The following is a 26,605-nucleotide window of genomic DNA, read 5'->3' as shown; positions in this document are numbered from 1 at the left end:
TCATCACACTCCCGTAAAGCCAAGCTTTCTGAAGGTTCTTTGCAGTTCCTTCTGTTCCTTCCGTGCGGTGTTTTCCGAGGAATTGTAAAAATTCTGCGTTACGGAAACATTGGTATCTCCGCTTTTATTTGTAGTATTATTCTTATAGGTCTTGTTTTCCTGTGCCGTCAGTACTCGTTCGCCCTTATGAAGTATCGCTTTGTAGCCGTCAAAGGGAACATAGTCCAGACCGCCTGCATGAGAGCCGTCTGCACCGTCATTCATTTCATCATTTGCCGACCGCCAGAAAGCAAGCTTATCCTTCAGCCAGTTGATGGTATCCGTCACCCAGTCCCTCAGACTTCTCCAGATTTCCTTCATGCCGTTCCAAAGACTGCTGAAAGCATTAACGCCTGCATTGTAAAAGGAAGAACCCATGTTTACGAGAGAGGTTACCAGTTCATTGAACTTGTTTACGGCATTTGTTTTGATTTCCGTTACCTTCTGCAAAACCGCTGTTTTAATGGTGTTCCAGACAGAAACAAGCTTAGGATAAAGAACATTTGTGATGAGATTCAGGATACCGTCCTTTAAAACGGTAAACAGACTTAAAATTCCATTTTTCAGAACAGTAACGATATTTGTAATATCACTGCTGATGTTTTTCCAGTTTCCGCTGAGAACATCCGCAAAGAACTGTGTTGCTACAACAATTAAGTTCAGTGCTGTTTCCACAATGACCTTCACGGCGTCCCATACAAAGGAGAAATTCGTCTGTATCTCCGTTAATACGGTACTTAAAATTTCCTTTATGCTGTTCCAGATGATTTGAATGTTGTTGCGAAAATCCTCGTTGTTTTTATATAAATCGGCAATAATCAGTATCAAAGCCGTTACTGCGGCGGCTATGGCGGCGATTGGGGCAATGGGCAAAGCAAGACCTGCGGAGAAGGCAGAAACAGCCGTCACCGCCGTACTGAACATTGGTGCAAGAGAACCAATGCTTGTCATCAGCGTACCCAGAACAACAAGCAAAGGCCCTGCGGAGGCTATAAGTGTACCGATAACCACAATTATTGTCTGTATTCCCATAGGTAAAGAAGAAATCCAGTTACACAGCTTTTGTATACCGCCAGTGACTGCTTCTATGGCAGGGGAAAAGGTATCCAAAATCACACCGCCTAAAACAATAAATGTATTTTTCACCGCATTGACTGCTTTGTTGATTTTAAAACTGTTGGTTTGCAGTTTTTCAAAGGCGCTGTCCGTTGCACCCGAACTCTCTCGCATCTGTGTAAGGGTAGTATTAAAATCATCAGCACTTTCACCTAAAAGAATTAAGCCTGCCTTGCCTGCCTCGGCACTGCTCCATAAATCACCGAAGGAAAGGTTCTGTTCATCTGCGGATTCCTTCAAAACGGAAAGCACATCTGCAAGACTTTCTCCATTTTCCATCAGTTCTGCAAAGCTTTTGCCTGTTCTCTCTTTCAAAATATCGGATACGGTTGTACCGCTTTTCCCAAGTTCATTCAGCATAGAGTTCATGTAGGTGGTACTTTCCGCTGTGGCAACACCATTTGCCGTCATTTTGGCATAGCCCGCACAAAGCTGGTCTAACTGAACATTGCAGGCATTGGCAGTAGGAATTACCTTACCCATTGAGGAGGATAGCTCTGCAACGGTGGTTTTGCCGAGGTTCTGTGTCTGTATCAGCATATCGGAAACATTGGTAACCTCTGATGCCTCCATACCGTAAGCATTCAAAATGGTTGTCAGTACATCCAAAGCCGCACCTGCATCGGCAAAGCCTGCCTTTGCAAGCTTGGTGGAATTGGTTACGAAATTAACCGCATCTCCTGTTTTCTGTCCGGCAGAAATGGCATTGTATACATTGTCTGCGATTTCACTGGCAGAAATGCCTGTCTGAGAAGATAGAGAAAGTATCTGTGAACGCAGTTCATCAAGGGGAACTTCCGTAGTGTCGGCAATGGTGCTGACCTTTGCCATGGCATCCTCGAAATCCACAGCCGATACAGCCGCCGCAGTGCCGATTCCCACAACAGCGGCGGAAAGGGGCATAATTGTTTTGCCTGCGGCTGTCAGCTTTCCGCCTATGTCCTTCATTTTCTCGCCAAATGAATTGATAGCGGCATTGGATTTTGCTGCTTCTTTTTCAAGTTTCTTCAGCTGATTTTCCGTTGAAATCAGTTCTCTGCGGAAGGCATCATACTTTCCTTGGTCGATTTCACCGTTTCGGTACTGCTCCTCAACCTGTTCCTGTGCGTCCTTTAATGTCTGGAGTTTTTTTCTTGTTTCGTCTGCCTTTTCAGTAAGCAGTCTGTATTTTTGTGCCAATAGGTCCGTATTGGACGGGTCAAGCTTTAATGCTTTCTGCACCTCATTCAGCTGTTTCTGTGTTGTGCTGATGGAACGGTTGGCACTGCTCATGGCCTTGCTTAAATCCGTTGTATCTGCACCGATTCTTACAATAATTCCTTTTATGTCATTGGCCATGCGTTCACCTCCTTTATGGTATGAAAAAAGCACCTGCGGCAACAAGTGCTGAAAAACAAAGTTTTATCCAAATACTTCCTTCAATCTTTTTATATCCGGCTTGGTCTGTGTCATCAGATAAGCGTTTTTCAAATACCTTCGTCCTTTTTCGCTTTGCTCACAGTTGAATATAAAGGAATCTCTACGGTATATCAGCCATTCATCAAGCGGGAGTGCTTTCACTTTAGTAATTGGAATATTGCAGTAATCTGCTATCATTTTGTTGCTGTAGCTGTAAATCTCCCAGTGAAATGCCCCATTATCCTCTATGGGATAATAGGGCAGCATTAGTTTGGGTCTTTTTGAATGGAAAGCACAAAGTCCATATATTCATTAGCAATAAAGTCTTGAATTTCCTCCACATCATAGCTTAAAATATCATTTCGGCTTATTTTAAAGCCGCTTTTATTTTGGTTTAAAAGCTGCTGAAATACAGAATAGATGTTTTTAACTGCCTCTGCTTCATCAGCCGACTGCATTTCGGAAATAGCCTCCAACACATATCCGTTTGGCGGAAGGAGAACAATCACCTTTCCGTTTTTCAGCTTTACAGGCAGTGTTTTCTGCTTTGGTTTTGTAAAATCATACATAGCAATTCTCCTTTACTCCGCTGTTACTTCTGCACCGACACCCCAGTTGATTAAAAGCTTATGACCTTTACTGTCAAGCTTTTCCGTTGCCTTAAAATCAAGGTCACAGACAGTCATGCTGTCCTTCTTTCTCTCAAGAGTAAAGCCGCCTTCCAACTGACCGATAATCATGGCAGACATACTTTCATCTGCAGCAGCAAATACAACTGCGTAGTATTTATCCTTAAAGTTTTTAATGCCGCCAATATAAATATTAGAGCTGCTGTCGGTACTGTCTGTGGAAATTTCAGAGTTGGGCGCCATGATACCGAAGGTATCCGGCATAAATGTACCGATACTGCCTTTGATACCAATGTCCTCACCGGATAAAATCTTTCTTGTGATTTCTTCCATATCGTCCTTATAGGTATCAATGGTAGGCGTATAATAAATAGATGCACCGCCGGAAAGATAGCCTTTTCGGTTTTCTTCAATGGCAATCTCCGATATTTTTGGAATGGCACTGCCTTTTTCGTACTCCTTGATATACATATATCCGGAGCCAATGGCAATGTCCTCCGTCTGTTTTTGTGCTGTTTCGGGTATTTTCATATTTTTCACGCTCCAATCTTTTTATAAATGCTGATGGTATAGTAGGTTACAAACAAGTCTGCATCATCAATCCATATAGTTTCCGAGGAAAAAGAGATGCCTGCTGAATTTAGCAAGCCTTCCAGTTTTTCTTCTGAAGTTATATCCTTCTTTTCCGTATAAAGTTCTATGCTGTAATCATAGCGGTACAGGTTGTTTTTGTTGTCACAGCCTTCCGCTTTTTTATTGCTGAGAAAACAGAGAAAAGGCGGTTTTTGGTTATCGGGAAAATGGCTGTAGGCAATGGGAAGTCCTGTTTTATCCAAAAATGCTTTCATTTCTTTTTCATCCATTTTGCAGAACCTCCCTAATTCGCCGTTCCACGTTTTCCTTTGCTTTTTCCTCATTCGGCTTGATATGGGGATAAGCAGGCGTTCTTCCGCCTTTGGTATGCACCTGTTTTTGTCTGCCTTTTGTTGTGCCGACAAAATTTTGATGCCCTTTTTCCAGAAGATGTGTCAGATAACCCTGTGTGTTATAAACCTCGTACTGCACATAGCCACTGCGAGATGTTTTCTTTATTTTCCAGCCACGAGAGTATTTTTTATTTCCCATTCGCTTGCCTTTTGGACTGTCTTTTTTCAGATTTTCTTTCAGTGTTTCACTTTCTTCCTTGCAGACCTCGGCTATTTTCTCTGATGCCTCCTCGGTGTATTGCTTTATGCAGTTTAGGATTTCATTTGTCATTTCCTGTACCGTTACTGTCATAAGAGTCCTCCGATTCCGCTTTTATTTTTACCGTTTTGCTGTCATAGTCCGCAAAGTCAACTTGCACTATGTTGTAGTTTTTTCCTCGGAACATAATACGGTAATCCACAGCGGAAAGTTCTGAAAGCTTTTTGCAAAAACGTACAGTAAAAGATACTGTCTGCTGTTCCTCCGTATCACCTTTCTGTCGTTCCTTTCCGCCTGTAGTCTTAATAGACGCAAAGCAGGAATAAAAATCCTGCCACTGCCGAAGTACATTTCCCACATCGTCTGTTTGTGTATTTCCTTTTTGAATTAAAATCCGCTGATTTAGCTTTGAAATATCCATCAGAATCCTTCCTTTCTGATGCCGAAAAGCAGGGAACGCAGAGAAAGTGTCAGTTCCTTGTAGTTGGCATTTTCTCTGTGTTCATACAGATACGCAACGGCATACATGACGGCTATCTTAGAAGATGGAATCGCACCAAGTTCATCCACAGATAATCTGGCTATATCTGCACAGAGATTCTGCCCGGTTGTGATGAAGTTCTCGATAAGTGCATCATCATCATCAAAGTCCACACGAAGGTAACCCTTCATCTCATCAAGATTTACAATCATTTCTATCACCACCTAATAATCTGTGACACCTTATGACTGGCATTCCCTATATCTATATATAGGCTTTATTTTTTATCCCTATAGAAAAGGATAGTAGATAGCCGTCATAGGGTGTCACACTTAATTATTCTTAACCCTTAGCACTTGCAGTTTCTTCCTTAAGCTTTAAGATTTTTACTGCTTCAGGAAGGATAAGCTTACCATCAACTCTTTCCTTGGCTACATAACCGACCATGCCGTTACCAGCGAAAAGTTCACGCAGTTCTGCAAAAGAACGAGAACCACGATCACCAATGTTGTAGTAGCTATAATCACCGAATGCAATCGCATTTGTAGGTGCGAAAGCAGAAGTGTGAACAGCATAGCCAAGAACTCTGTCAGGTTCTCCTTCCTTGTATGAAGGCTGCCAGATATATGCTCCGTTGTTATCCTTAAGCTTTCTAAGAGAAGCAAGTGTTGCATCATTCATGATGAAAGAAGCTTTTTTACGATAAGGTCTCTTGAGTCCATATACAAGGTCGATAAGGTCATCAGACTTGATTGCGGCTGTAAGTGTTCCAGCAATCTGACCGCCACCGGTCTTAGCAAAAATGCCAGTCGGCTTGCCCTTACCATCTCCGTTAAGGAAGGCATCCTCTTCGGCATTTGCTAAAGCCTTACCGAACTGAGTGATGATGTAGTTTTCAAGACCGAAGGCATTGTCATAAAGCAATTCTTCAGTAACCTTGATTGCTACATGAAGCTTGTAGGCATCAAGATAGATCTGGTCAAATGTTGCATCACCAAAAGATAATGCTCCACCTTCCTCAATCCATGCTGTTGCAGGCTTGGTAGCTGCGATGTTGATTTTGTGCTGACCTGCAGTAGTAATCTTTGTAGCAAGGCTGCGCATGATGTTCTCACCATCAAGCACATCGATAAGTCTGCGGTCATACTCTTCCGGAACAAGGTAGCCACCATCGGCATCTACACCTTCCTGAAGTACATTGCTTACATTACGGAAATTAGAACGCATTGCAGAAAGCATCGCATCCTTGTATGCATCAGAAGCACGACCAGTCTTTGCAGGCTTTTCAGCAGCAGTAACAGGCTTAGAAGTGAGAGGCTTGTTTACCGGCTTGTTAAGCTCTGCCTCCAATGCTTCCTGTCTTTCCAGACGAGTGATTTCCTTGCCAAGGTCAGCGATTTCCTGTTCCATTCTGGAGTAGGTCGCATCGTCCTCGGCAGTAAGAGTACCTTTCTCGGTACGGTGAGAATCAAGAAATGCCTTTGCAGCATTCCATGCAGTGTTGCGCTTTTCACGCAGTTCTAAAATAGTCATAATCGAATACCTCCATTAAATGTGTTGTTTGATTAGGTCAAGACGCTCCATGAGTGTATCTACGGAGCGTTCCGGTGTTTCAGGTTTCTTGATGCGGCACTTGGCAGCCAGCTTATCCATAAGAGAGTTGGTCACTGCCGCACGAGAAAAGAGCATCGGACCAGCAGCGTTATTTTCTACCGGTGTTTCCGCTGGTCTTGTCAGGATTTCATCCGCAAAGCCCATATCAATGGCCGTATGTGCATCCATCCAAGTCTCTGCATCCATGAGATGGGAGAGCTTGGCACGACTCATACCAGTTTTGATTTCGTAGGCATTGATGATGGATTCCTTGACTTCATCCAGCATGGCGATAGCCTTCTGCATCTCAGTGGAGTCGCCCATAGCTGCAGTCATCGGGTTATGAATCATGAGCATGGATACCGGAGATACCAGCACCTTTGTACCTGCCATAGCGATGACGGATGCAGCAGAGGCTGCGATACCATCAATCTTTACGGTGACATTGCCGGGATACTCCATCATCATGTTGTAAATCTGGGCTGCGGCCACACAGTCGCCTCCCGGAGAGTTAATCCAAATGGTGATGTCTCCCTTTTCGGCAAACAGTTCATCTCGAAAGAGCTTAGGTGTGACATCATCGTCAAACCAGCTTTCCTCTGCGATGGTGCCGTTTAGAAACAGCGTCCTCTCCAGTGTCTGCTCCTGCGTCTCCTGATTGGTCACCGTCTGATTCTTCCACTTCCAGAACTTCTTCATCGTTTTCGTCCTCCTTTCCGGCAGCAGTGGTCGCTGCGAATATTCCTGCATCATCCAGCTTGGTCATGTTTCCATTGATGAGATATAAGTCACCACCAAGTTCCGGTGGGATGAGGTCTAGGTTTTCAAGTTCACGGATATCATTTGCGGACATCCAGCCGTTCTGTCTTGCCGTAGCGTAACCGTTCATACGGCTTTGATAATCGCCACGTAAGAGGCCGTCGACATTGAACTTTACAAAATAAGCAGCCTTCTCCGATTCGGATAGAAGGGCACGATTGATGGACTGTTCCCAACGGACAATCCAAGGTTCCAAGGTGTACTTCACAAATTCGAGAGATTGCTGCTCAATATTAGAAAAGCTTGATTTCTCTAGGTCACCGACCATGTGGGGCGGTACTCTAAAGATTCGAGCTATTTCATCAATCTGAAATTTTCTGGTCTCCAAAAACTGTGCTTCATTCGGGGAGATGGAGATAGGCGTATATTTCATGCCTTCTTCCAAAACTGCTACCTTATGAGAATTGTTCCCAGAGAAGCCTTTGGTCCAGCTTTCTCTGACAGCTTCCGGATTTTTTACTGTTCCGGGATACTCTAGAATGCCTCCCGGTGTGGCTCCGTTTGCAAAGAACTTAGCACCATATTCCTCCGTAGCAATGGCAAGACCGATAGCGTTCTTCGCCATAGCGATGGGAGAGTAACCGACCAGACCATCAAAGCCGAGGCCCGGAACATGGAGCACATCCGACGGTTTCAAGATTACGGTTCCATTTTTCATGGTAGGTGCATCGGATTCCTGCATCTGATATTGGTAGTAGAGGTGACCTTTATCGTCACGGTCTACGCTCATTCGATTGGCCATCAGCGGATAGAGAGCGACGACTTCACCCTTGCCATTTCGGATAATCTGCGCATAGGCATTTCCGTAAAGGAGCAGGTGTGTCATCAAGGTCTCTCGGAAGACAAAGGAGGTCATTTCCGGATTTGGCTCATCGTGAATCAGTCGATACAGCGGATGCTTGATAGCTTTTTCCTTGCTGCCGGAGTCGGTGTATTGATAAACATGAATCGGCAGGCCAGCAATAGACTCGGAAAGAATTCTGACGCAAGCGTAGACGGCAGTCATCTGCATGGCACTTCGCTCATTCACCGCTTTACCGGAATTACTGCCACCAAACAGGAAGCGGTAAGCGCTGCCGTTAGTGCTGTTGGTGGGCTTGTCTCTTGAACGGAATAGTCCGCTTAAAATGCTCATAATAATCACACTCCTTCCTAAATTTGAGCAAAAGAAAAGCACCTGCATTTGCAGATGCTTAACCTTAATCACGGTGACTTGCCCTTAAAAAATGGAAATATTTAAGGGAAATATAAAATACTTAATGGTATTATTTCATTCTAAAATAGCAAGTGTTCTTTCCTGAGCCTTCACGTTTTAGTTCACCAGATGCGACTAATTTTCTTAGTGAGCCCTCTATAGAGCTGACGCTAAGCGAAGGGCAAAGCTCACGAATATCCTGCTTTGTGAAGCGACCTATTTTGTGTAAGGTTGCTCGTCTGACTGTTTCGAGAGCTGGCAACTTTGTTTCAACAAGTTCAAAACGTTCTTCGAAATCTTTGTATGCAGCAAGAACAGTACCAAGCAAATACTTGATAAATGGCACTGAGTCCTCTGTCCCTTCATGCCAGCCAATCTGTGCCTGACCAAGTGTGTCGTAATACAGGTCCTTGTTCTTGGCAATCTTAGCTTCCAATGAAATATACTTGCCAACATAAAAGCCATTTCTGTATAACAGAAGTGTTGTAAGCAAACGGCTCATTCGTCCATTTCCATCATTGAACGGATGGATGCAAAGAAAGTCATGAATGAAGATTGGAATTGCAATCAGGGGTTCAACTTCCATATTTCCAATGACACGATTATATTCCTCACATATTCTATCTAAAGCCTGTGGAGTATCGTATGGAGCAAGTGGAGTGAACAGAGTTTCTACATGGCCATCTGGATAGGTGGCACTAATATAGTTTTGTACACTTTTAGTTCTTCCGGCCATAGGATTATTCATGTGGCTATACAATACTTTGTGAAGCTGTAAAATATAATTCTGTGTGATAGGAATTGCATCAAAGCTTTCGTGAATAATATTAAGAACATCGCGATACCCTGCAATTTCCTGCTCATCACGGTTCTTTGGTGTTGTTTTTTCTTCTACAATCTGCTTGATACGAGTGCTTGTTGTAACAATTCCCTCAATTGCGTTTGATGCCTCGGTACTTTGTATTTTAGCAATCTCAACCAGTTTTTCTAATTCTTCAGGACGTTGTTTCAGGTACATTTCCTGTTTACCGGTCTCTTTATAAATTGCTGCAATTAAGCTAAGAACATCTGAATCCCACTTTTGCTTCTTGATTTCAGAGTAATTAAAAGTTCTCATTTCCTTCACCTCCGATTATTTCCCTTAAATATTACCACTAAATAAGGGAAACAGCAACACATTAAGGGAATTTTCCCTTAATAGTATGCGTATTATAAGGTAAAGTATGCAGGGGTTATAGGAATAAGATTCCTCTGTCATCATAGACAGAAGCACCGGTATTATTTCCACAGCGGATCGCACGATCAAGCCCCATAATCGTGGCAACTGCACCGTCGATTTTTTCTGTGGATTTTTCTTTGTCTGCTTTTACATTACCAGCCGGATCAGTGCGGATATAAATGTTGTCCATCATCCAGCGGAGTACTGGATGACCGCCGTGGGCCAGCCTTTGTTCCAGTGTCAGTTTCATGAGTTCTTTTGTCGGAGGAGACATGTCCTTAAAGCCCTGACCGAAAGGGACAACAGTAAAGCCCATACCCTCAAGGTTCTGTACCATCTGGACAGCTCCCCAGCGGTCAAAGGCAATTTCTCGAATATTGAAGCGTTCTCCAAGTCGCTCGATGAATTTCTCAATGTAACCGTAATGGACGACATTTCCTTCGGTGGTCTCCAGAAAGCCTTGTCGTTCCCAGACGTCGTAAGGGACATGGTCTCGTCGGACTCGAAGCTCCAGCGTATCTTCCGGTATCCAAAAATACGGAAGAATGCAGAACTTGTCATCTTCATCCAGTGGAGGAAACACCAAAACAAAAGCAGTGATATCCGTTGTGGAAGAAAGGTCCAGACCACCGTAACAAACACGGCCTTCCAGCGCGTCTTCATCAACCTTGAAGGAGCAAGCATCCCATTTCTCCATTGGCATCCAGCGGACAGCCTGCTTGACCCATTGATTGAGCCTGAGCTGTCTAAAGGAGTTCTCCTCACCGGGATTCTGCTTGGCAGATTCACAGGCAGCTTCGACTTTATCGATACCGACTGTAATACCGAGAGAAGGGTTTGCTTTCTTCCAGACCTCTGGGTCCGTCCAGTCATCGGTTTCATCGGCACCGTAGATGACAGGATAGAAGGTCGGGTCAATCTTTCTGCCTTCTAGGATATCCTTAGCTTTCTGGTGAGTTTCATAGCAGATGCTGTTGGTGTCTGTTCCGGCAGTCGTAATAAGGAAGTAGAGTGGCTGCGTTCTGGCATCACCAGAGCCCTTGGTCATAACATCAAAGAGTTTTCGATTCGGCTGAGTGTGCAGCTCATCAAAAACAACTCCGTGAATGTTGAAGCCGTGTTTGGAGTAGGCTTCTGCGGATAGTACCTGATAGAAGCTGTTGGTCGGTTGGTAGACGATACGCTTCTGGGAAGCGAGGATTTTGATTCGCCTATTCAGTGCAGGACACATACGCACCACATCAGCAGCTACGTCAAAAACGATAGTTGCCTGCTGGCGGTCAGCTGCACATCCATAAACCTCAGCTCGTTCTTCACCATCACCACAGGTAAGGAGCAGGGCGACGGCAGCAGCAAGCTCGGACTTTCCCATTTTCTTAGGAATTTCTACATAGGCAGTATTGAACTGGCGATAGCCATTTGGCTTTAAGGTTCCGAAGATATCTCTGATAATCTGTTCCTGCCAGTCTATGAGCTCAAAGGGTTTACCGGCCCATGTGCCTTTGGTATGGCAGAGACACTCAATAAAATTGACTGCGTAATCCGCCATCTGTTTACTATAGGTGGAGTCCGCAGCCATGAAGCGTGTCGGTGTGTAGTTTTCAAGTTTACGCAAATGTATGCGCCTCCTTTCGTAGAAATGAAAATAGCCGCCTGGTGGCGACGTCTATAACGAGAAACAGCCCCATCCGGGACCGTCCTGCCTGATATTCTTTTCAGGTGGTTAGTTGTGTTCGTTCAGAAGAATGCAAAGCGCCATTTCTGCTTCTTTGCAGGTTGGTTTGATGTCCCAGCCTCTGTCGTAGTTGGCAATCCACTTGCCGTCCATCTTCAGGCTGAGCTTGGAAATCTTACCGCCATTGATGCCGTAGTCTTCACTTGGCTCATCAAAGTGCTTGACCCAGTATTTAACCTTCTTGTATTCTCCGTTCTTTGTTGGGATTCCGATGATTCCTTCTTTCCACATATGTTTGTCCTCCTTGTGTGTTTCTTTCCTTTTGGTAGTACTATATATCACTCTAAAAGCACATAATAGCAAGCTAATTCGGGGCATATAGTACACAAATATCTGAGGAAAAAACTGTGTAATTTATAACGAGGAAAACAGGTCCTGAGACCTGCTTCCTTCGGCAGAAGGCGTTGTTATTTTACCGTCATCTTAATTGCAGGAATGAGGGCGTGTTCGCCGGTCTTCCAATCAGTGTAGCGTGCTTTTACCGTGGTAAGGCCTGCCATGCTGATTCCTTGTTTTTCGAAGGCTGCGAGGGTTTCGATGAGGCTTGAGAAGGTGGAGCTGATGGTGAATTCGGTGATGTCGTTGGCTCTCAAGGTCTGGGCGATTTCTTCGATGTCGTAATCCCAAATGACCTCGTTGAAGTCGATGAGCTCGTTTCCGGTTTCCTTGCTAGTTCTGTAAGCCCAGAATAAGGTTCCGTTGATTCCAAGTTCCTTCAGGCTTCTTGCGTTCTGCTCGATGGCTTCTTCAAATGTTCTGATTTCTTTCATGGTAGGTTCCTCCTAAAAATGTGTTTTCCCTTTTGGTAGTACTATATATCACTCTAAAGGCACATAATAGCAAGTCAATTCGAGCCATATAGTACACAAATATCTGTAGGAAAATCTGTGTATTTTAGTCGTCGATTGGAACCTTTTTGCAGCAGTCAACGCCGTAAATGACGTTGAGTCCTGAGCCATTGTCCCAAGCTACCATGATGCTTCCAGTATCGTCGACACCAATGACGGTGCCACGTGTGCCCACCGGAGGGGCCTGTGCGTCGTCCATCTGGACCAGCTCTACACGGGTGCCTGCTGGATAAAGGCGGCGCTGTCTGACCACCTGTTCCTTACTTGGAAATCGCATGGCCTTCACCTCCTTTGAATGCGCTGTTGCCTGGAAGGTATCTCATTAGGATTTTGCGGTCTGTTTTGTACTCGTCACCAATGAAGCCGAGGCGGAGAAGGAAGCAGCGGAAAGCGTAGCGCTCATTGTCCACCGGCTTTTCAGTAGCGCTTATTCGTTTCTGCTCCTTGCTCATTTTGCAAAGGGCTGCAATCAGTGCACTGTAGGCGTGGACTTCATCCGGTTCAGGAAGTTCTTTGAACCAAGGGAAGGAAATTCTGTCCTCGTTCAATTCAAATTGCAGGTCCTCAATGTGAAGAGCATGCTTGATGAGAGAGCCTTTGGCATCCAGAAGGTTGGTGAGGTTTCCAACTTTGACCTTATCTAGCGGAATAGTAATGGTAAGGCCGGTTTCTTCCGTAGGTGCCGCTTCCTGTACCTCAGCCGGGTGGAAGTCTGTCTCTTCTGGACGATAGCCGCCTGCATCCAAGAGGGTGAGAAGCTCGTCGAATTCTTCCTTGGTCATTGTGTCCGGGCTTTCAATGTTTCCTTCTCGTGTCAGAAGAAGGTCACCAATCTGGTAGCCATAGGAAGGGGCTCTCAGGTATTTCGGTTTGGTGTTCTTGTGCTCGCCAAGCAGGGCTGCCAGCGGCTTTCTTTCGGTTACGTTTAAGATGATATTCATGTAGGTATCCTCCTTTGTTTTGGTAGTACATATATCACTCTGAAGGCACATAATAGCAAGCAATATCGGAGAAAAATATCGACAAATATGTGCCTTCTGAATTGTGTACTCTACCTACTTACAAAAGAGTGGCATCCTCAGCTTTCGGTGCGATTTCATCATAGGAATAGGTCAAGCAATCACGGATGACGGAGACCTTTGCAGAGGAACCGACCTGCTCAATGTAGCGCTTGACGATGACATCGCAGAACTTTTCATCCAGCTCGATGGTATGGCAGATACGGCCGGTCTGTTCACAGGCGATAAGCGTGCTGCCGGAACCACCAAATGGGTCAAGGACCAGAGAATTGGTCATGCTGGAATTCATAATCGGATAAGCCAGAAGAGGGATAGGCTTCATGGTCGGATGGTCGCCGTTCTTCTTAGGCTTATCAAATTCCCAGATAGTCGTTTCCTTGCGTCCGGTATACCACTGATGCTTGCCGGATTTCTTCCACCCGAAGAGGCAAGGTTCATGCATCCACTGGTAAGGGCTACGTCCGAGGACAAGGGACTGCTTTTTCCAGATGCAGCAGCCAGAAAGGTAGAAACCAGCATCAGCAAATGCTCTGCGGAAGTTAAGGCCCTCGGTGTCTGCATGAAAGACGTAGATAGAAGCGTCATCTGCCATTGACTCGTACATGCGAGTGTAGGCATCCAGTAGGAACTGATAGAAAGCACTGTTTTCCATATTGTCGTTCTTAATCTTACCGGCGCTTCCTTCGTAATTGACATTGTACGGAGGGTCCGTCACGACCAGATTTGCCAGCTTACCATTCATCAGAAGCTCATAGGTCTCAGGCCTTGTGGAATCACCACAGACCAGACGGTGGTCACCAAGAAGCCACAGGTCACCAGCCTTGGAGAAGGTAGGTTTTGCAAGCTCAGCATCTACATCGAAGTCATCATCCTGAACACCTTTCTTCGTATCTTCTCTAAACAGGTCCTCCAGTTCTTCCGGCTCAAAACCGGTAAGGGAGACATCGAAGTCTGTACCCTGCAGGTCAGCAATGAGGAGGGCCAACTTGTCGTTATCCCATTCACCACTGATTTTGTTAAGTGCAACATTCAGAGCTTTTTCTTTCTCTTCATCCATTTCGACGATGACGCATTCCACTTCGGTGATACCCATATCGATGAGAACCTTCAGTCTCTGATGACCACCAACGACACGAGAAGTGGTGGCGTTCCAGATGACCGGCTCCACATATCCGAACTGCTCGATGGAGCGTTTCAGTTTTTCATATTCTTTGTCACCGGGCTTCAAATCCTTACGAGGATTATAATCCGCAGGAAGAAGCTGCGAGACGTTTTTCTTTTCAATCTGCATGGTATCCCTCCTTAGAACAATCCCCATTCAGCGAACTTTTCAAATCCGCCGATGGATTTTATATATTCCGCAGCGATAGCCACCAGCTCACTGTAGGGATGACCATCAATGGTGTTATCACCGATAGCGCAGCAGATGGTTACCGGCTCACCAGTTTCCTGAGCTTTTAGGAAAGCGTAGATGTTGAGCGTGACATCTGCCTTTGACAGGTCCTTCCCGTGAAGGCCACCGCCAGTAACGGAGTCAGCCATATCACTTCCGAGCTTTCTGTTGGTAGCACCGCTGTCTACATCAATGCCGCCGGTCCAGTCACCGAGCGGATTGACCTCAGCATGCGGATATTTCTGTTTTAGTTCCGAAGTAGCTGCGTGGCTCTGACAGAGGATGAGTCTTGCTTCATCGAGAATGTACTTTCCATCAAAGGGATAGGCACTGTAGATTTCTCTGGCAATCTTCGAGATTTCCTTCTGTTCCTCTGTAAGCGGCATGCCTTTGAAGATGCTGTTATCACCGCAGCGGATGTCCTTGGCCTGATTCTCAGCAAGGTGGACATCCTGCGGAACAATCTGAATGAACACACGAATGCCGGGAGTAAGACGCTCTACGATAAAAGCGACATCCGTCTTATCGATTGGAGCAGAGGTTTCGATAACGACATGACCGTAGCCATGTCCGATGAGAACCTCGACAGCGATTTTGGGAGCATCATCTGTTTTATAAGCAAGGTCGACAATGGCTCCGGCAATCCTGTCTGCAATCTTATCCGGATGCGCTGGATTTACTTTTTCAATCATAGTTAATTTCCTTTCCGTGCCAGTAGGAGGCGCTCCATCACATCATCCTGTGGAGTAGCGCCATTATATTCGGTGGCACAATTCTCTTTTACAATTTGGTATATCTCCATCCAGAGACGATTGGTCTGGCTCATGAAGTTCTGACTCATGGCCACATAGGGAGACTGGATAGCATTGCCGGTCGTCGGATGTTTTGCAAGGAATCCAAACTCTGTGATAGCTTCCTCACATTGAATCCAACGAGCAACACTCATGGCGTAGCGCTCCAAAAGCTCCGGAGAGACGAGAGCAGCGCAGCCACGTTCATGCAGCCAGTTCCATGTTTTCTTGTAGACATCTGCAGCAACGAGCTTTTTGCCGTTCTTTTGCTTAGCAGATAACATCTTGGATGGTTTGGGCATCGGCTGACCTTCTAAATCGACGGTGCTGTCTGTAAAGTCGATGACAGTCAACTCACGTTTGCCCGGATTTCCCTCAGCGATTCTTTCAGCTAATGGCTTTTTCTTGGCTCCAGCGCCGATACGAGCGCCGCCACGGTTGGTACCGTCCTTAGCCATTTTTTACACCTCCAGTTCAGGGGCCTATATACCCCGTTTGAAATTGCGACTTTGTGCGTGAGACCCCACGCCCGTTCCCCGGTGACTTCACCGTAGAGAAGTGGACCGCCCCTACCGGTTGTGCCAACGGTCGCCGTGTTCCGCATGAATCTTGGCATGGCAGGATTTGCAAAGAGCCATCAAGTTCTCTCTATCATGCGTGCCGCCTTGGGAGAGGGGCTTCACATGGTGTATCTGCTCGGTTGGTGTGTAGACACCATTCTCAAGGCACCTCTCACAAAGAGGGTGGGCAGCAGCATAGCTGTCACGGATACGTTTCCATGCACGTCCGTAGCGACGTTTGGTATTTGGGTCTCGGTCGTACTTCTCGTAGCGTTTGGCTTCCTTCTTTTCATGCTCCGGACAGAAGCGTCCGTCTGTCAGATTAGGGCATCCGGGGTAGGAGCAGGGACGTTTTGGTTTTCTTGGCATCGTATTCCTCCTTCCGTTTGGGTATAAGAAAAGCCCTGCAGGACTCGTCCCACAAGGCTTTCTGCGATTCTCACTTTCGCTAGTATAATAATATCAGAAGAGCTTAGTGTCTTTCTATGTCATTTCATGTCCACCTTCATAGGAAGCCGGAACTTTTACTTCTTCCAGGGCCTTTCCATGAAGTTTGTGAATGTAACGAAGCTCATATCCCATATCAACAGCAATCTGTTCCCATGTGATAAAGCAGAGGTAGCGTTCCTCCAATAGGGTCTGGTATTCGGTATTGCCGACCTGTTTGATAACCTCTACGATTTCCTTCTTTAACGCCACCAGCTCCACGACGTCTTTGCTGATTTCATCCTCCAGCTCGATGATGTCAAGAATGGCGGATTCCATTCGAGAGCCTTCACGGTTAGGGCTCTTTGGCATATCGAAGTAGGACGGTGTGCAACGGGTAGCTAATTCATTTAAGGAATCTATCTGTAACAGTTTGCTTTTGATTCTATTATCCAAGTAGCGTGCTTGAGATAAGTATTCTTTTGCAGTCATTGATTGGTACCTCCGAAAAAATAGATTTCCCTCGGATTGGCACGAATTGTCGTATTTTGTCGAAGATTGTCATAGGTTTGCTTTTACCGCATCGATAAGGGCATTCTGGGTCAGTTCCTTTTTGGAGAGAGCCTTTAAGATGCGCTCATCGATGGTTCCTTTTGTGATGATGTGTTCTATCACCACGGTTCCGGAAGTCTGGCCCTGTCTCCAGAGACGGGCGTTGGTCTGCTGATATAATTCCAGTGACCATGTCAGCCCGAACCAGATGAGAGTGGAACCACCAGCCTGTAGGTTGAGTCCATGACCGGCAGAGGCCGGGTGGATGACTGCGATCGGTATCTTTCCGGCATTCCAGTCGGTGATGTCCTTACTGGATTTTATTTCTCTCACATCGAAGCGTTTCTTGATACGGGAGAGGTCGTGCTTAAACCAGTAAGCCACAAGGACCGGTTTGCCGTTTGCAGATTCGATGATATCTTCCAGAGCATCCAGTTTTCTATCATGGAACTCGATGGTGTCACCGGTATCCGAATAAATAGCTCCGTTGGCAAGCTGGGATAGCTTTCCGGTGAGAGAAGCAGCATTGGCGGCAGTGATTTCTCCATCAGGGAGCTCCAACACCAGCTCCTGCTTCAATTCCTCGTATCGGGTCACTTCATCATCGGATAAATGGACCTCGTATTCGGAGGAGATGAGTTCTGGCATCTTCAGGTGGTCTGTTGATTTCATGGAGATAGTGATATCAGAAATCTGGCCGTAGATGCGTTCCTCTGCATAGGGTTGCGGCTTATAGGAATAGATAATCTGACCATTCCTCTTGTCCGGCACGAAGTAGTTGTTTCGGTACTCGGTAATGAAGCGTCCGAGACGTTTTCCTAAATCCAGCAGTCGGAACTCAGCCCATAAATCCATGAGGCCGTTACTGCTTGGTGTACCGGTTAATCCAATGATTCTCTTAACGCCTGGTCTTACCTTCAGCAGAGACTTGAACCTTTTGGAATTATGATTTTTGAAGGAAGAGAGTTCATCGATTACCACCATATCGTAATCAAACGGAAAGCCGCTGGACTCAATGAGCCATCCGAGGTTTTCACGATTGATGATGGTGATGTCAGCGCCTGCCATCAAAGCTGCTTTTCGCTCCTTGGGTGTTCCAACACAGACTGCATAAGTCAGAAATTTTAAATGCTGCCATTTTTCAATTTCCGCTGGCCATGTATCTCTTGCGACGCGAAGTGGGGCGACCACCAAAATGCGATGAGCCTCGAAGCTATCAAACAGAAGGTCAGCGATGGCAGTCAGGGAGATGACCGTTTTTCCAAGACCCATATCGAGTAGCACTGCAGCTATGGGATGTGTCTCAATATAATCGATGGCGTAGGCCTGATAATCATGAGGTTCGAAGTTCATCAATCATCCCTCCAATCTGCTCGATGCTATCAATCACATACACACGAAAGCCCAGAGAGCGAAGGAGCCTGTGACGTGCTTTTTGCAATGGACGTGGGGATTCTCCCGGCGCCTTTAATTCTGCAAAGGCAAACTTTCCATCAGGTAATAAGATAAGGCGGTCAGGCATCCCTGCGAAAGAGGGAGACACGAACTTCGGTGCGATACCACCAGCCTTTTTTACTGCGGTTGTCAATTTCTTTTCTATCGTTTTTTCTAACATACTTGTCCTCCATCAGGGCGTTAATTTGAAGATGTGCAAGGTGTATCAATGGTATTTTCCATACTTTTTCTTATTGATATTTTTATAGGACTAAGAAAAGTTTTATATAACACATTGATACACCTTGTCATAAATGGCCTTAATTCATAAAATCCTCATCTGCGCCAGTGTCCTCGCGCAAACGCAATCCCTTAAAGAAACGCTTTCTGCTCACAGTAATTCGCTCAAAACCTGCCTTTTCCAGAGCAAAATAGAAGTCAGCTGTACTGCGCACGTATTCGTTATAGTCCAAAGAATAATTACGGTATGCCTGATAAAGAGAAGATGAACTTTCTTTATAGGATGGGTCGACCTCACACTTATCGGTGAGAAAATGACCGAACCAATCGTTCTGACTGCGGTATTCATCAATGGCTTTCTGCACGCATTCCGGCACGGGAATCTGGTAGTCGCTTTCGATGACTTTTTTGGAGCCTTCGAGTATCCAAGCTAAAATGCTGCCACCTGCGTTGTCGTAAAGGTACTCGCTATAATTCTTGATATCGCTGCTGCCGGTAATCTTTGCATTGAACGGGATGACAATCAATCGTCTCCAGATGCCATCATCGGATGCAGAGACACGAGGCAGATGGTTGGTGTAAAGCACCAGCGTGTGGCAGGGCTTGAAGGAGAACGGGTCCTTGTATTTCTTCTCTGCAAAGACATCATCGGTGGAGCAGAGCTGTTTGACGGTAGAATCATTCAGACGAGCACCTTCCTGCATTTCGGCAGCAATGAGGAGCCTTTTACCCTTGACCTCAGCCATTTCTGGTTTGATGTTTCTACGGCATCCAACAGTGAGTGTATCTGCAGAAATGTTACCGGAGTAAAGACCAAGTACTCTGGAGATAGCATTCCAGAAGGTGGACTTACCATTGCGTCCATCACCGTAGGCGATGATAAGTGCCTCCACGTAAACCTTGCCGATGGCGGCCAGACCACAAATCATCTGAACGTAATCGATGAGTTCCTGATTGCCCTGAAAGATGAGGTCAAGGCAGTCCAGCCAAATCTGCATGCCTTTCTGGTTTGGTGAAACGCTGGTAATCTTGGTGATAAAGTCCTCCGGCGAATGCTCTCTGGCACCGGCCATTCCTTTACGCAGGTCATAGGTTGCTTCTGGCGTACACATGGCGAAGCAGTCGGCATCAAGGTCACGAGTCGAGATTTCCAGCATTGGACGAGACTCCTTAAGAGTAGAAGTAATGTTCTTGGAGTCTCTGCGCTTTACAGCAAACTGCTGGTATGCCTTTGCAGCCAGAAATTCCTGATAGGCTTCCATCTGATTTTCGTTCATCAGCTGTTCTGCTTTGTTTTTAGACATGGAGTCAAGCAGAGACTGTGCGCCGGAGTTCTTTAACTTATCGAGTGCTTCGAGCATATCGTTACCAGCTTCCTTCAGCTGCCTTCTGGTAAGCTCGTGAGCCACAGCCTGCGCACCCGGTTCGGATTCCTGCCAGTAATGGTCAGAGTATCGGATGAAGTGGGTGGCTGGAGAATAGCGGAGCTCGCCAGAGAAGTATTTTGCTAACACCTCAGCCTGTCCAACATCGGAGAAGTCTCCCGGTTTGTAACAGGAAGGGTCGTTATATACTTCCGGTGCAATGTAGCCGTCCTGCTGGGAGAGTCTTGCATAAAAGCGTTGGGCACTGTGCCAGATGGTAGCAAGCTCGGATGCCTCCAGTGGAGGTACGCATTTTGCTGATTCTTCAATGAATGCCTGATAAGCCTTGTCGCTGTCTCCGTATTTTTTGATGACACGACCGGCAAAACGGGACATGGTGGCATTGCGGCTTCCTTCAGGAATAGTAGCGCCGTCGTATTGACCGTCCGGTAAATCTTCATCGAACAGGTCCTCATCCAAGAACTCAGTTAGATTCATGCGGCCCGGATAAAGGGCAACATCTGCAGTGGTCGTTCCAAAGAAGAATCGTGCGGCATCCAGTGCCTGTGTATCGAAATACGGGAAGATAGAATTGACCAGCTTCTTCATATCGCTGTAAAGAGAGGCGTCCGATACATATTCGATTGGAAACAGGACATGGAACTTCGGCCTTGCTGCTTTACCGTTTTTCTCACGATTGTTGTAGCGGCTATAGTGGATAGCAAAGCTGACATCCGGAAAGGCTTGCATGATATCGTCAGGGGTGACCCAGTCATCCGGATTCTCGGAGTGGTCGTTATCGCAATCCACAGGAAGGCAGTCGCTGCCGATGAAGTTATCGCCGTTGCGGTAGCTGTTTTTATATTCGGCGCAGACATAGTCGTGGCAGATGGCAGCTTTCAGACTGTCCTCATCTAAAATGACATGCTTATGCGGATAGGAGCAGTTACCGGGATTGCCGGTAACGTCCGCAGAATAAATGGTGAACATTAGTCATACACCTCCTTGGATTCGTCTTCCAGAACCTTGGTGATAAATTTCAAAGCTCGAATCATGGTCTCCAGCTCACAGTCACCACCGAGGCAGACTTCAAAACCGTTACTGCCGCAGCGAGTGGTATAGCTATGAATTTCCATGTCCGTGCAGGCTGCATCCTGAATACGGAAATAGGTGCGGCCACCATGACCGGTATCGCCACCACGATAGCCGGTGGTTCCTGCCTCGACTTCTAAAATGTTGCAGCTGACGACATCTCTGCTATAGGTCGTGATTTCGGTTCCGTCTTTTAATATTCTTGAATTTTCTTTTACTTCGTACATGTGTTAAACCTCCTCAAGATTCTCAGTGAAATAGCGCAGGCGGTAATTCTTCCGCTTGGCTCGTTTGATTTCTGCTTCCATGCCGGAAGAGATATGACTTCCAAAGACCCAGACCTCAGAACACTTGCTCATGATGGCATTTCCGAAGAAAAGACCGAGTTCACGCTCCTTCTGGTCGCTATCATTCAAAAACTGTGGAAACAGCAGGTGTGGTGCGATGGGGATATATCCTTGTTCCACTGCAAAGCGGCTGTAGGCTCTGGCGGCAGCTACGTTCTTTTCGATGTCTCCGGAAAAGGGAGAGCAGATATATACGATTGGTCTGAAAGCACGCAGTGCACGGGTCTCACTTTCGATAGAAGAAAGTGCACTGTAAGCAGTAGGGTCAGGATAGCCTTCGCTGTTGTATTTGCTGATTGACACGTCAGGTTCCTCCTTTCCGGATGGACATAAAAAGGACGCCCATCTCTAATATCCACTGGAGATGAACGTCCCATTTTGACGAAAAACAGAAATGAAATTTTCTATCTCCACTACTAAATGGAGATGAGTTTGCCGTTTGGCCGAAAAAATCTAATCTTTTTTATAAAAAGGTGTCGCATAGCCATCAGCTCTTAAAAGTAGTCCCTTGGCCCAAGGTGGAGTACGCCCCATTTGTTCACAGACTGCATCCAAGGACATGCGATGGTCCGCTTCAATGACCACTTCATCGTGAATGTGCATGACAATGGAGCAGCAGCGGAGTGTCTGCATGGCATAGCAGAGAATATCACGGGCCGTTGCCTGCACGATGTTCTCGACAAATTTCGGGCCATAGGAATCGAGACGCTCCCATTTCTTAGCGGCGCCGACACCTTCATAGGTGATGCACTGACCACCGAACTTATTCGTTCCAATCTTCGGTTTCACATACGCCAGCTTTCTTCCCGATGGGAGAGTAATAAAGAGCATGCCACTCCTGCAGGAGAAGGTCAGACCATAGTCGGACGTGGTGTGCTTGAACTTTACGGCTTCCATGACAGCTCGGTCCACATCCCACCAGAATTTGACGATGTTTGGGTTGGACTGCCTCCATGCATCGACCAGTGGTGGGAGTTCCTCTTCAGTGAGCCCCATATCCAGTGCGCCCATAGCTTTTAAGGCCCCGACCGAACCTCCGTAGCCGAGGGCAAGTTCAGCGATTTTGCCTTTTTGTCTGAGGTGGCCATTGATGCCATGCTTTTCAACAGGGACCTTGAACATCTGGCTGGCAGAGGCACAGTAGATATCTCCGCCTTTGGCAAAGACCTCTTGACGCCACTTCTCACCGGCAAACCATGCGATGACACGGGCTTCGATAGCAGAAAAGTCCGCTACCAGAAATTGCGTTCCTTCTCTTGGAATGAAAGCTGTACGGATGAGCTGGGAAAGTGTATCCGGCACATCTTCGTAGAGAAGCTCCACAGCTTCAAAGTTACCGGAGTGCACCAGAGAGCGAGCCTCTGCAAGGTCCGAAAGATGGTTTTGCGGTAGGTTCTGCAGCTGGATATTGCGACCGGAGAATCTGCCGGTTCGATTGGCACCATAAAACTGGAACATGCCACGGGCACGACCATCAGCGCAAACGGTTTTTTCCATCGCCTGATATTTGCGGACAGATGACTTGGCCAGCTGCTGCCTTAAGGTGAGAACCTGCGAGAGCTTCGGAGGAGCAGACTTTAGGAGCTCTGCTACAGCCTTCTTGCCAAGGGTATCTGTTTCCAAACCATTGTCAGAAAGCCAAGCCTTCATCTGCTGGACGGAGTTAGGATTCTCAAGCTCTGTAATTTCCTTCATGGATTCAGTTAATTCCGTTCTGGAGCGAGTATCCATTTCGATGGCAGCAGCAACAAGCTCCATGTCCAAACGTACACCACGGTCGTTGATTTCTTGGTCCATGTGGTATTCATCCCACACCTGAGCTGGTACCGGAAACTTTGCAAGCCTCTGCTGGATGCCCATTTCGGTCTCCACATCACGGATATTATATTTTTTGAACATGGCCCATTTGTTCGGAGCATGGAAGGGGCGATTCCTTGTACGCTGCCCATTGGTTTTCGTGGGAGCACAAGGCTGGCAGAAGTATTTGATGAGGTCTTTTCCTTCTGAGAGCTTCTGCTTTTCCAGACCCAGAACAGCGCCGACACCTTCCAAGGAGAGTGGGAGTCCCATCGTGGCGGCCCATATCATGGAGCAACGCCAGCTTTCCGGTTCCAGATATTCTCCAGTCGGATAACCTAAGAAGCGAGAGAGGCAGATATGTTCAAAGGTGGCATTGAAGGCCCATTTGATGACAGTTTCATCCTCCAAGGCAAGAAGGATTTCTTTTGGAATCTGTTCACCACAGGCAAGGTCGATAACCTGAACGGGCTGGCTGTCTACACTGTAGGCAAAGAGTAAGATTTCAAAATTGGGAGACTCTACATAACGATAGACACCGGTCTTCTGAAGAGGTACATCGCTGTAGGTCTCGATATCAATACTGAGTGTTTTCATGAGGTTGTCCTTTCTACAAAACAGGCAGCAGAGAAATCCCTGCCGCCTGCCGTGTTACTGTTTATCTTTATTGGATTTGTATTTATTGATGTCACGGCGGATATGGTATACCGCATAGCGGATAAGGTAGAGAATGACTTTCCCTACGTTGTAGATGATGAAACCATATACCGCTACCAAAAAGGTATAGGCGATGACATTGCCAATAAAGAGATTCAATGTTTCTACAAATTCATTCATAGATGGTCTCCTTTTGTCGAAAAATATCGATGGCGGCAGTGAGGGTCACCGCCATCGGGTTGATAGATTACTTAAAGTCCTTCATGCGCTTCTCATGGTATTCGAGGTCACGCTTGTCCTTTTCCTGTTCACGCTTTTCACGCTTGTGGTTATTGATGATGCTTTGAATGATAGAGACCGCAGTAGCAAGTCCCACACAAGCGAAGCAGCCGATACAGATGTTTACAAGAATCGTACTAATCATGATTGCCTCCATAGTTTGTCACCTCCATTAATCAAGGAAATCATCATCGTCATCAGTTGCGAAGTCGGATTCAGCAGATGCCTTACCACCAAGAGGCTCGCCATCACGAATCTTTTGCAGATTGTTAAGGCCGCAGGCGATGCCCTTATTACCAGAGCTGTTGAAAGCATAGAAGCTGATGCTGGCACGACCGTAGACTCCGGAGTAAACCTCAGAACGAGTGAGGATAGGATTGCGGTCTGCATCCACGATGCCCGGAGCAGAAGTGGCGTTGGCATTTACAAAGTAGCTGCCAGCGTATGCGGGGTCATCCGGTCTCTCAAGGTCTCCGTCACGAAGAGGAGTCTTAAGTACGGAAAGCGCCGGTACGGACTTGCCGTTGCCCTTGAGCTTGGATTCGCCTTCACGGTAGGCTGCTTCGATAGCCGCTTCAATCTTAGCGACAGTCTTGGTGTCAGACTTCGGGATAATCAGGCTGACACTGTACTTCGGAGTGCCGCCGTTGATGGATTTTGGTTCCCAGACGTTGGCGTAGCTCCAGCGTGTGTTAGGACCAGTGATAACCTTCATGGGATTTGTCATTTTTACATTCTTACTCATTGTCGTATTCCTCCATAAAATCATTTTTTGCTGTATTCATTGCCGGGCGCTTATCGCTCTCCGGCACAAGAGTGGGTTTGCCTTGTGGCTTTTCGATATAGGCTGCAAGGAGCTCCTCGAAGCGAGACTTACCGAGCAGCTTTTGCATGGCTGTGATACCAAGCAGTTTCTTTTCGTAAGGGTCAAAACCAGCAGCTTCGACAGCGTTCGACACGGCGTCTTCACTGGTATATCTGCGGTTGGAGCGACCCTCGACCAGTTTCCAGCCGGTCCATTCTTTACCGCTGATTGCCTGTTGGAGTGCATACTCCTTGATGTCACCTGCCCAAGAGACCAGCTCGTCGATACGGGAGAGGATGACTTCAATTTCCGAATCCGTGAGCAGTGGCGGCAGCTTGAAATCGTGCTGTGCGAGTAGAAGATTGGCTTCAACTCTGGCTCGGCATTCATGCTTTGCTTTACAGAATCCGCACCATTCACCACACAGGAAGTTTCCGTCCCCGGCAAAGGCAAGGTCTGCGGTAGGCTTCAGAACTTCATCGGCCCACTGATACAAGTCATCCTTGCTGACCTCGTAGGTGGAAACGTTCTGACGTCTAGGCTGGTAGATGGTCATACTAACCGTATCGATGTCGTAGATGTCATCGAAGAGTTCCAGTGCGCCAAGGGCGTAGCACTTCATCTGCGAATTGTTCTCAGCGGATACGAGAATTCCAAGACCGTGTTTATAGTCAATCACGTGCATGGTACCGTCGCTGATGAGAATGGCATCCGAGGTTCCGAAGCCTTGTTCCACCCAGCGAGAGAAGTCCACTCGCTGTTCAATCAGAACAACAGGGTCGGAGCAGGTCTGTTTGGTCTCTTCCAAAAGCTCCATGATGAAGCTGGCATAGCCGGTGGCACAATCCTCCATCTCAGCGTTGTACCAGTCGAGATTCTCGGTAGGGTCTGTAGATTCCATTCCGAGAGCCTTGCGGAGCTTGTACTCACAAAGGGAGTGGGCATCTGTGCCTTCTGCAGCATAGTTGCTGCCTTTATCCTCATAGGTTTCGCAGAGTCTTGCTGACGGTGGGCAGTGGAGCCAGCGGTCAGAAGAGGATGCGGAGAGGATTGCATGTCCTTTAGGTGGCATATTAGAGCACCTCCACTTCCCTAAGCAGGGCTTCATAATGTTTCGGGTCTACGAGTGACAACTTGCTTGCACCGTACTTTTTAAGAAGCTCTCGAATTTCAGCTGTATGCCCGGCACGAGATTTATCAGCCAGAACAGCTCGAACTTCCTCAAGGGTCAATGCAGTTTTTGCAGGAGCAGCAGGGGCTTCTGCTTTTTCGGTAGCTTCGGATGCTCCTCCAAACTGCTGTGCGAGCCAGTTTGCTACATCGTTAATAGCAACGGCAGCATTTCTCAGCTCTTCGATGGTCATAGCCATATCGCTCATTTTTGACATTTTCTGTTCCTCCTTCCTCGGATTGTCTGTGTGCGGCGATGATTCTGAGATTCTTCGCCATTCTTGCGGATACTTGACTGATTGCAGTGAGAGTAGCAATCGCCTCGGCTTCGGTATCCAGGGCGCGGCTGTGGGCCTGAGTCATGTCGTTCACCTCCTGTTCGTGGTGGAGCAGCTTGTTTTCTGCTCCTTACACTCCCTTTT

General features: G+C 46.8%; 34 protein-coding genes. All 34 read right to left on the bottom strand.

Annotation, left to right across the window (positions count from 1 at the left end):
• Positions 1-3: 3 nt before the first annotated feature.
• Positions 4-2,493, bottom strand: a complete 2,490-nt coding sequence (locus EJE48_RS05970) for a phage tail tape measure protein (protein WP_118578942.1) — start codon at positions 2,491-2,493, stop codon at positions 4-6.
• A gap of 63 nt (positions 2,494-2,556) precedes the next feature.
• A complete protein-coding gene (locus EJE48_RS12260; protein ID WP_118578939.1) occupies positions 2,557-2,820 on the bottom strand; it encodes a hypothetical protein in 264 nt (87 codons plus the stop codon).
• Positions 2,820-3,122, bottom strand: a complete 303-nt coding sequence (locus tag EJE48_RS05960) for a hypothetical protein (RefSeq protein WP_118578936.1) — start codon at positions 3,120-3,122, stop codon at positions 2,820-2,822. Before EJE48_RS05960 ends, EJE48_RS12260 begins: the two co-directional genes overlap by 1 nt.
• Before the next feature lie 12 nt (positions 3,123-3,134).
• Positions 3,135-3,713, bottom strand: coding sequence for a hypothetical protein (locus tag EJE48_RS05955; RefSeq protein ID WP_118578933.1), 579 nt, complete (start codon positions 3,711-3,713; stop codon positions 3,135-3,137).
• 5 nt (positions 3,714-3,718) lie between these two features.
• Positions 3,719-4,045, bottom strand: a complete 327-nt coding sequence (locus EJE48_RS05950) for a hypothetical protein (protein WP_118578930.1) — start codon at positions 4,043-4,045, stop codon at positions 3,719-3,721.
• Positions 4,038-4,460 carry an HK97 gp10 family phage protein gene (locus EJE48_RS05945; protein ID WP_118578927.1) on the bottom strand — a complete coding sequence of 141 codons (423 nt, stop codon included), beginning with the start codon at positions 4,458-4,460 and terminating at the stop codon, positions 4,038-4,040. The genes EJE48_RS05950 and EJE48_RS05945 overlap by 8 nt, the downstream gene beginning before the upstream one ends.
• On the bottom strand, positions 4,429-4,788 hold the full coding sequence (locus EJE48_RS05940) for a phage head closure protein (protein WP_118578924.1): 360 nt from the start codon (positions 4,786-4,788) through the stop codon (positions 4,429-4,431). Before EJE48_RS05940 ends, EJE48_RS05945 begins: the two co-directional genes overlap by 32 nt.
• A complete protein-coding gene (locus tag EJE48_RS05935; RefSeq protein WP_118578922.1) occupies positions 4,788-5,060 on the bottom strand; it encodes a head-tail connector protein in 273 nt (90 codons plus the stop codon). Before EJE48_RS05935 ends, EJE48_RS05940 begins: the two co-directional genes overlap by 1 nt.
• A gap of 130 nt (positions 5,061-5,190) precedes the next feature.
• Positions 5,191-6,381, bottom strand: coding sequence for a phage major capsid protein (locus EJE48_RS05930; protein WP_118578920.1), 1,191 nt, complete (start codon positions 6,379-6,381; stop codon positions 5,191-5,193).
• A gap of 15 nt (positions 6,382-6,396) precedes the next feature.
• Positions 6,397-7,140, bottom strand: coding sequence for a head maturation protease, ClpP-related (locus EJE48_RS05925; protein WP_118578918.1), 744 nt, complete (start codon positions 7,138-7,140; stop codon positions 6,397-6,399).
• Positions 7,025-8,395, bottom strand: a complete 1,371-nt coding sequence (locus EJE48_RS05920; protein WP_118578916.1) for a phage portal protein — start codon at positions 8,393-8,395, stop codon at positions 7,025-7,027. Before EJE48_RS05920 ends, EJE48_RS05925 begins: the two co-directional genes overlap by 116 nt.
• Before the next feature lie 130 nt (positions 8,396-8,525).
• Positions 8,526-9,572 (bottom strand): Fic family protein, encoded by a 1,047-nt coding sequence (locus tag EJE48_RS05915; RefSeq protein WP_118578914.1) that lies wholly within the window; start codon positions 9,570-9,572, stop codon positions 8,526-8,528.
• A 115-nt stretch (positions 9,573-9,687) separates the two neighbouring features.
• Positions 9,688-11,295 (bottom strand): terminase large subunit, encoded by a 1,608-nt coding sequence (locus EJE48_RS05910; RefSeq protein WP_118578912.1) that lies wholly within the window; start codon positions 11,293-11,295, stop codon positions 9,688-9,690.
• 102 nt (positions 11,296-11,397) lie between these two features.
• Positions 11,398-11,640 carry a DUF7678 domain-containing protein gene (locus tag EJE48_RS05905; protein WP_118578910.1) on the bottom strand — a complete coding sequence of 81 codons (243 nt, stop codon included), beginning with the start codon at positions 11,638-11,640 and terminating at the stop codon, positions 11,398-11,400.
• Positions 11,641-11,816: 176 nt separating this feature from the next.
• A complete protein-coding gene (locus EJE48_RS05900; RefSeq protein ID WP_118578908.1) occupies positions 11,817-12,179 on the bottom strand; it encodes a DUF7698 family protein in 363 nt (120 codons plus the stop codon).
• Between the two features lie 124 nt (positions 12,180-12,303).
• Positions 12,304-12,534 (bottom strand): DUF4314 domain-containing protein, encoded by a 231-nt coding sequence (locus EJE48_RS05895; protein WP_124984393.1) that lies wholly within the window; start codon positions 12,532-12,534, stop codon positions 12,304-12,306.
• On the bottom strand, positions 12,518-13,198 hold the full coding sequence (locus tag EJE48_RS05890) for a virulence (RefSeq protein ID WP_124984392.1): 681 nt from the start codon (positions 13,196-13,198) through the stop codon (positions 12,518-12,520). The genes EJE48_RS05895 and EJE48_RS05890 overlap by 17 nt, the downstream gene beginning before the upstream one ends.
• Before the next feature lie 118 nt (positions 13,199-13,316).
• On the bottom strand, positions 13,317-14,567 hold the full coding sequence (locus EJE48_RS05885; protein ID WP_124984391.1) for a site-specific DNA-methyltransferase: 1,251 nt from the start codon (positions 14,565-14,567) through the stop codon (positions 13,317-13,319).
• Positions 14,568-14,578: 11 nt separating this feature from the next.
• Complete coding sequence (locus tag EJE48_RS05880) at positions 14,579-15,361, bottom strand: S-adenosylmethionine synthetase N-terminal domain-containing protein (RefSeq protein ID WP_124984390.1); 783 nt, start codon at positions 15,359-15,361, stop codon at positions 14,579-14,581.
• A gap of 2 nt (positions 15,362-15,363) precedes the next feature.
• Positions 15,364-15,918 carry a P27 family phage terminase small subunit gene (locus tag EJE48_RS05875; RefSeq protein WP_109771071.1) on the bottom strand — a complete coding sequence of 185 codons (555 nt, stop codon included), beginning with the start codon at positions 15,916-15,918 and terminating at the stop codon, positions 15,364-15,366.
• Positions 15,919-16,029: 111 nt separating this feature from the next.
• Positions 16,030-16,389: an HNH endonuclease gene (locus EJE48_RS05870; protein ID WP_124984389.1), complete on the bottom strand. Its 360-nt coding sequence runs from the start codon at positions 16,387-16,389 to the stop codon at positions 16,030-16,032.
• Between the two features lie 114 nt (positions 16,390-16,503).
• Positions 16,504-16,785 carry a DUF1492 domain-containing protein gene (locus EJE48_RS12755; RefSeq protein WP_330548479.1) on the bottom strand — a complete coding sequence of 94 codons (282 nt, stop codon included), beginning with the start codon at positions 16,783-16,785 and terminating at the stop codon, positions 16,504-16,506.
• Between the two features lie 222 nt (positions 16,786-17,007).
• Positions 17,008-18,351 carry a DEAD/DEAH box helicase gene (locus tag EJE48_RS05860; protein WP_124984387.1) on the bottom strand — a complete coding sequence of 448 codons (1,344 nt, stop codon included), beginning with the start codon at positions 18,349-18,351 and terminating at the stop codon, positions 17,008-17,010.
• Entirely contained in the window at positions 18,332-18,613 is a 282-nt protein-coding gene (locus EJE48_RS05855) for a VRR-NUC domain-containing protein (protein ID WP_074748517.1), read from the bottom strand. The genes EJE48_RS05860 and EJE48_RS05855 overlap by 20 nt, the downstream gene beginning before the upstream one ends.
• 139 nt (positions 18,614-18,752) lie before the next feature.
• The gene (locus EJE48_RS05850; RefSeq protein ID WP_124984386.1) at positions 18,753-21,026 is read right to left on the bottom strand and encodes a phage/plasmid primase, P4 family; all 2,274 of its coding nucleotides are present in this window, start codon (positions 21,024-21,026) and stop codon (positions 18,753-18,755) included.
• The gene (locus tag EJE48_RS05845) at positions 21,026-21,355 is read right to left on the bottom strand and encodes a hypothetical protein (protein WP_124984385.1); all 330 of its coding nucleotides are present in this window, start codon (positions 21,353-21,355) and stop codon (positions 21,026-21,028) included. The genes EJE48_RS05850 and EJE48_RS05845 overlap by 1 nt, the downstream gene beginning before the upstream one ends.
• A 3-nt stretch (positions 21,356-21,358) precedes the next feature.
• A complete protein-coding gene (locus EJE48_RS05840) occupies positions 21,359-21,778 on the bottom strand; it encodes a DUF7768 domain-containing protein (RefSeq protein ID WP_124984384.1) in 420 nt (139 codons plus the stop codon).
• A 150-nt stretch (positions 21,779-21,928) separates the two neighbouring features.
• On the bottom strand, positions 21,929-23,869 hold the full coding sequence (locus tag EJE48_RS05835) for a DNA polymerase (protein ID WP_124984383.1): 1,941 nt from the start codon (positions 23,867-23,869) through the stop codon (positions 21,929-21,931).
• A 54-nt stretch (positions 23,870-23,923) separates the two neighbouring features.
• Positions 23,924-24,109, bottom strand: coding sequence for a hypothetical protein (locus tag EJE48_RS05830; protein ID WP_109771078.1), 186 nt, complete (start codon positions 24,107-24,109; stop codon positions 23,924-23,926).
• A 67-nt stretch (positions 24,110-24,176) separates the two neighbouring features.
• Positions 24,177-24,365 (bottom strand): hypothetical protein, encoded by a 189-nt coding sequence (locus EJE48_RS05825; protein WP_124984382.1) that lies wholly within the window; start codon positions 24,363-24,365, stop codon positions 24,177-24,179.
• Positions 24,366-24,380: 15 nt separating this feature from the next.
• A complete protein-coding gene (locus EJE48_RS05820; RefSeq protein WP_124984381.1) occupies positions 24,381-24,953 on the bottom strand; it encodes a DUF2815 family protein in 573 nt (190 codons plus the stop codon).
• The gene (locus EJE48_RS05815; RefSeq protein WP_124984380.1) at positions 24,946-26,085 is read right to left on the bottom strand and encodes a DUF2800 domain-containing protein; all 1,140 of its coding nucleotides are present in this window, start codon (positions 26,083-26,085) and stop codon (positions 24,946-24,948) included. The genes EJE48_RS05820 and EJE48_RS05815 overlap by 8 nt, the downstream gene beginning before the upstream one ends.
• Before the next feature lies 1 nt (position 26,086).
• Positions 26,087-26,401, bottom strand: a complete 315-nt coding sequence (locus EJE48_RS05810; protein ID WP_124984379.1) for a DNA ligase — start codon at positions 26,399-26,401, stop codon at positions 26,087-26,089.
• Positions 26,337-26,546: a hypothetical protein gene (locus EJE48_RS05805; RefSeq protein WP_148095974.1), complete on the bottom strand. Its 210-nt coding sequence runs from the start codon at positions 26,544-26,546 to the stop codon at positions 26,337-26,339. The genes EJE48_RS05810 and EJE48_RS05805 overlap by 65 nt, the downstream gene beginning before the upstream one ends.
• Positions 26,547-26,605: the final 59 nt, after the last annotated feature.

The sequence above is a fragment of the Anaerotignum faecicola genome (assembly GCF_003865035.1).
GTDB classification, from domain to species: domain Bacteria; phylum Bacillota; class Clostridia; order Lachnospirales; family Anaerotignaceae; genus Anaerotignum_A; species Anaerotignum_A faecicola.
Note: the sequence above shows the minus strand (reverse complement) of the source record. Positions and strands in the feature narration are given on the sequence as shown.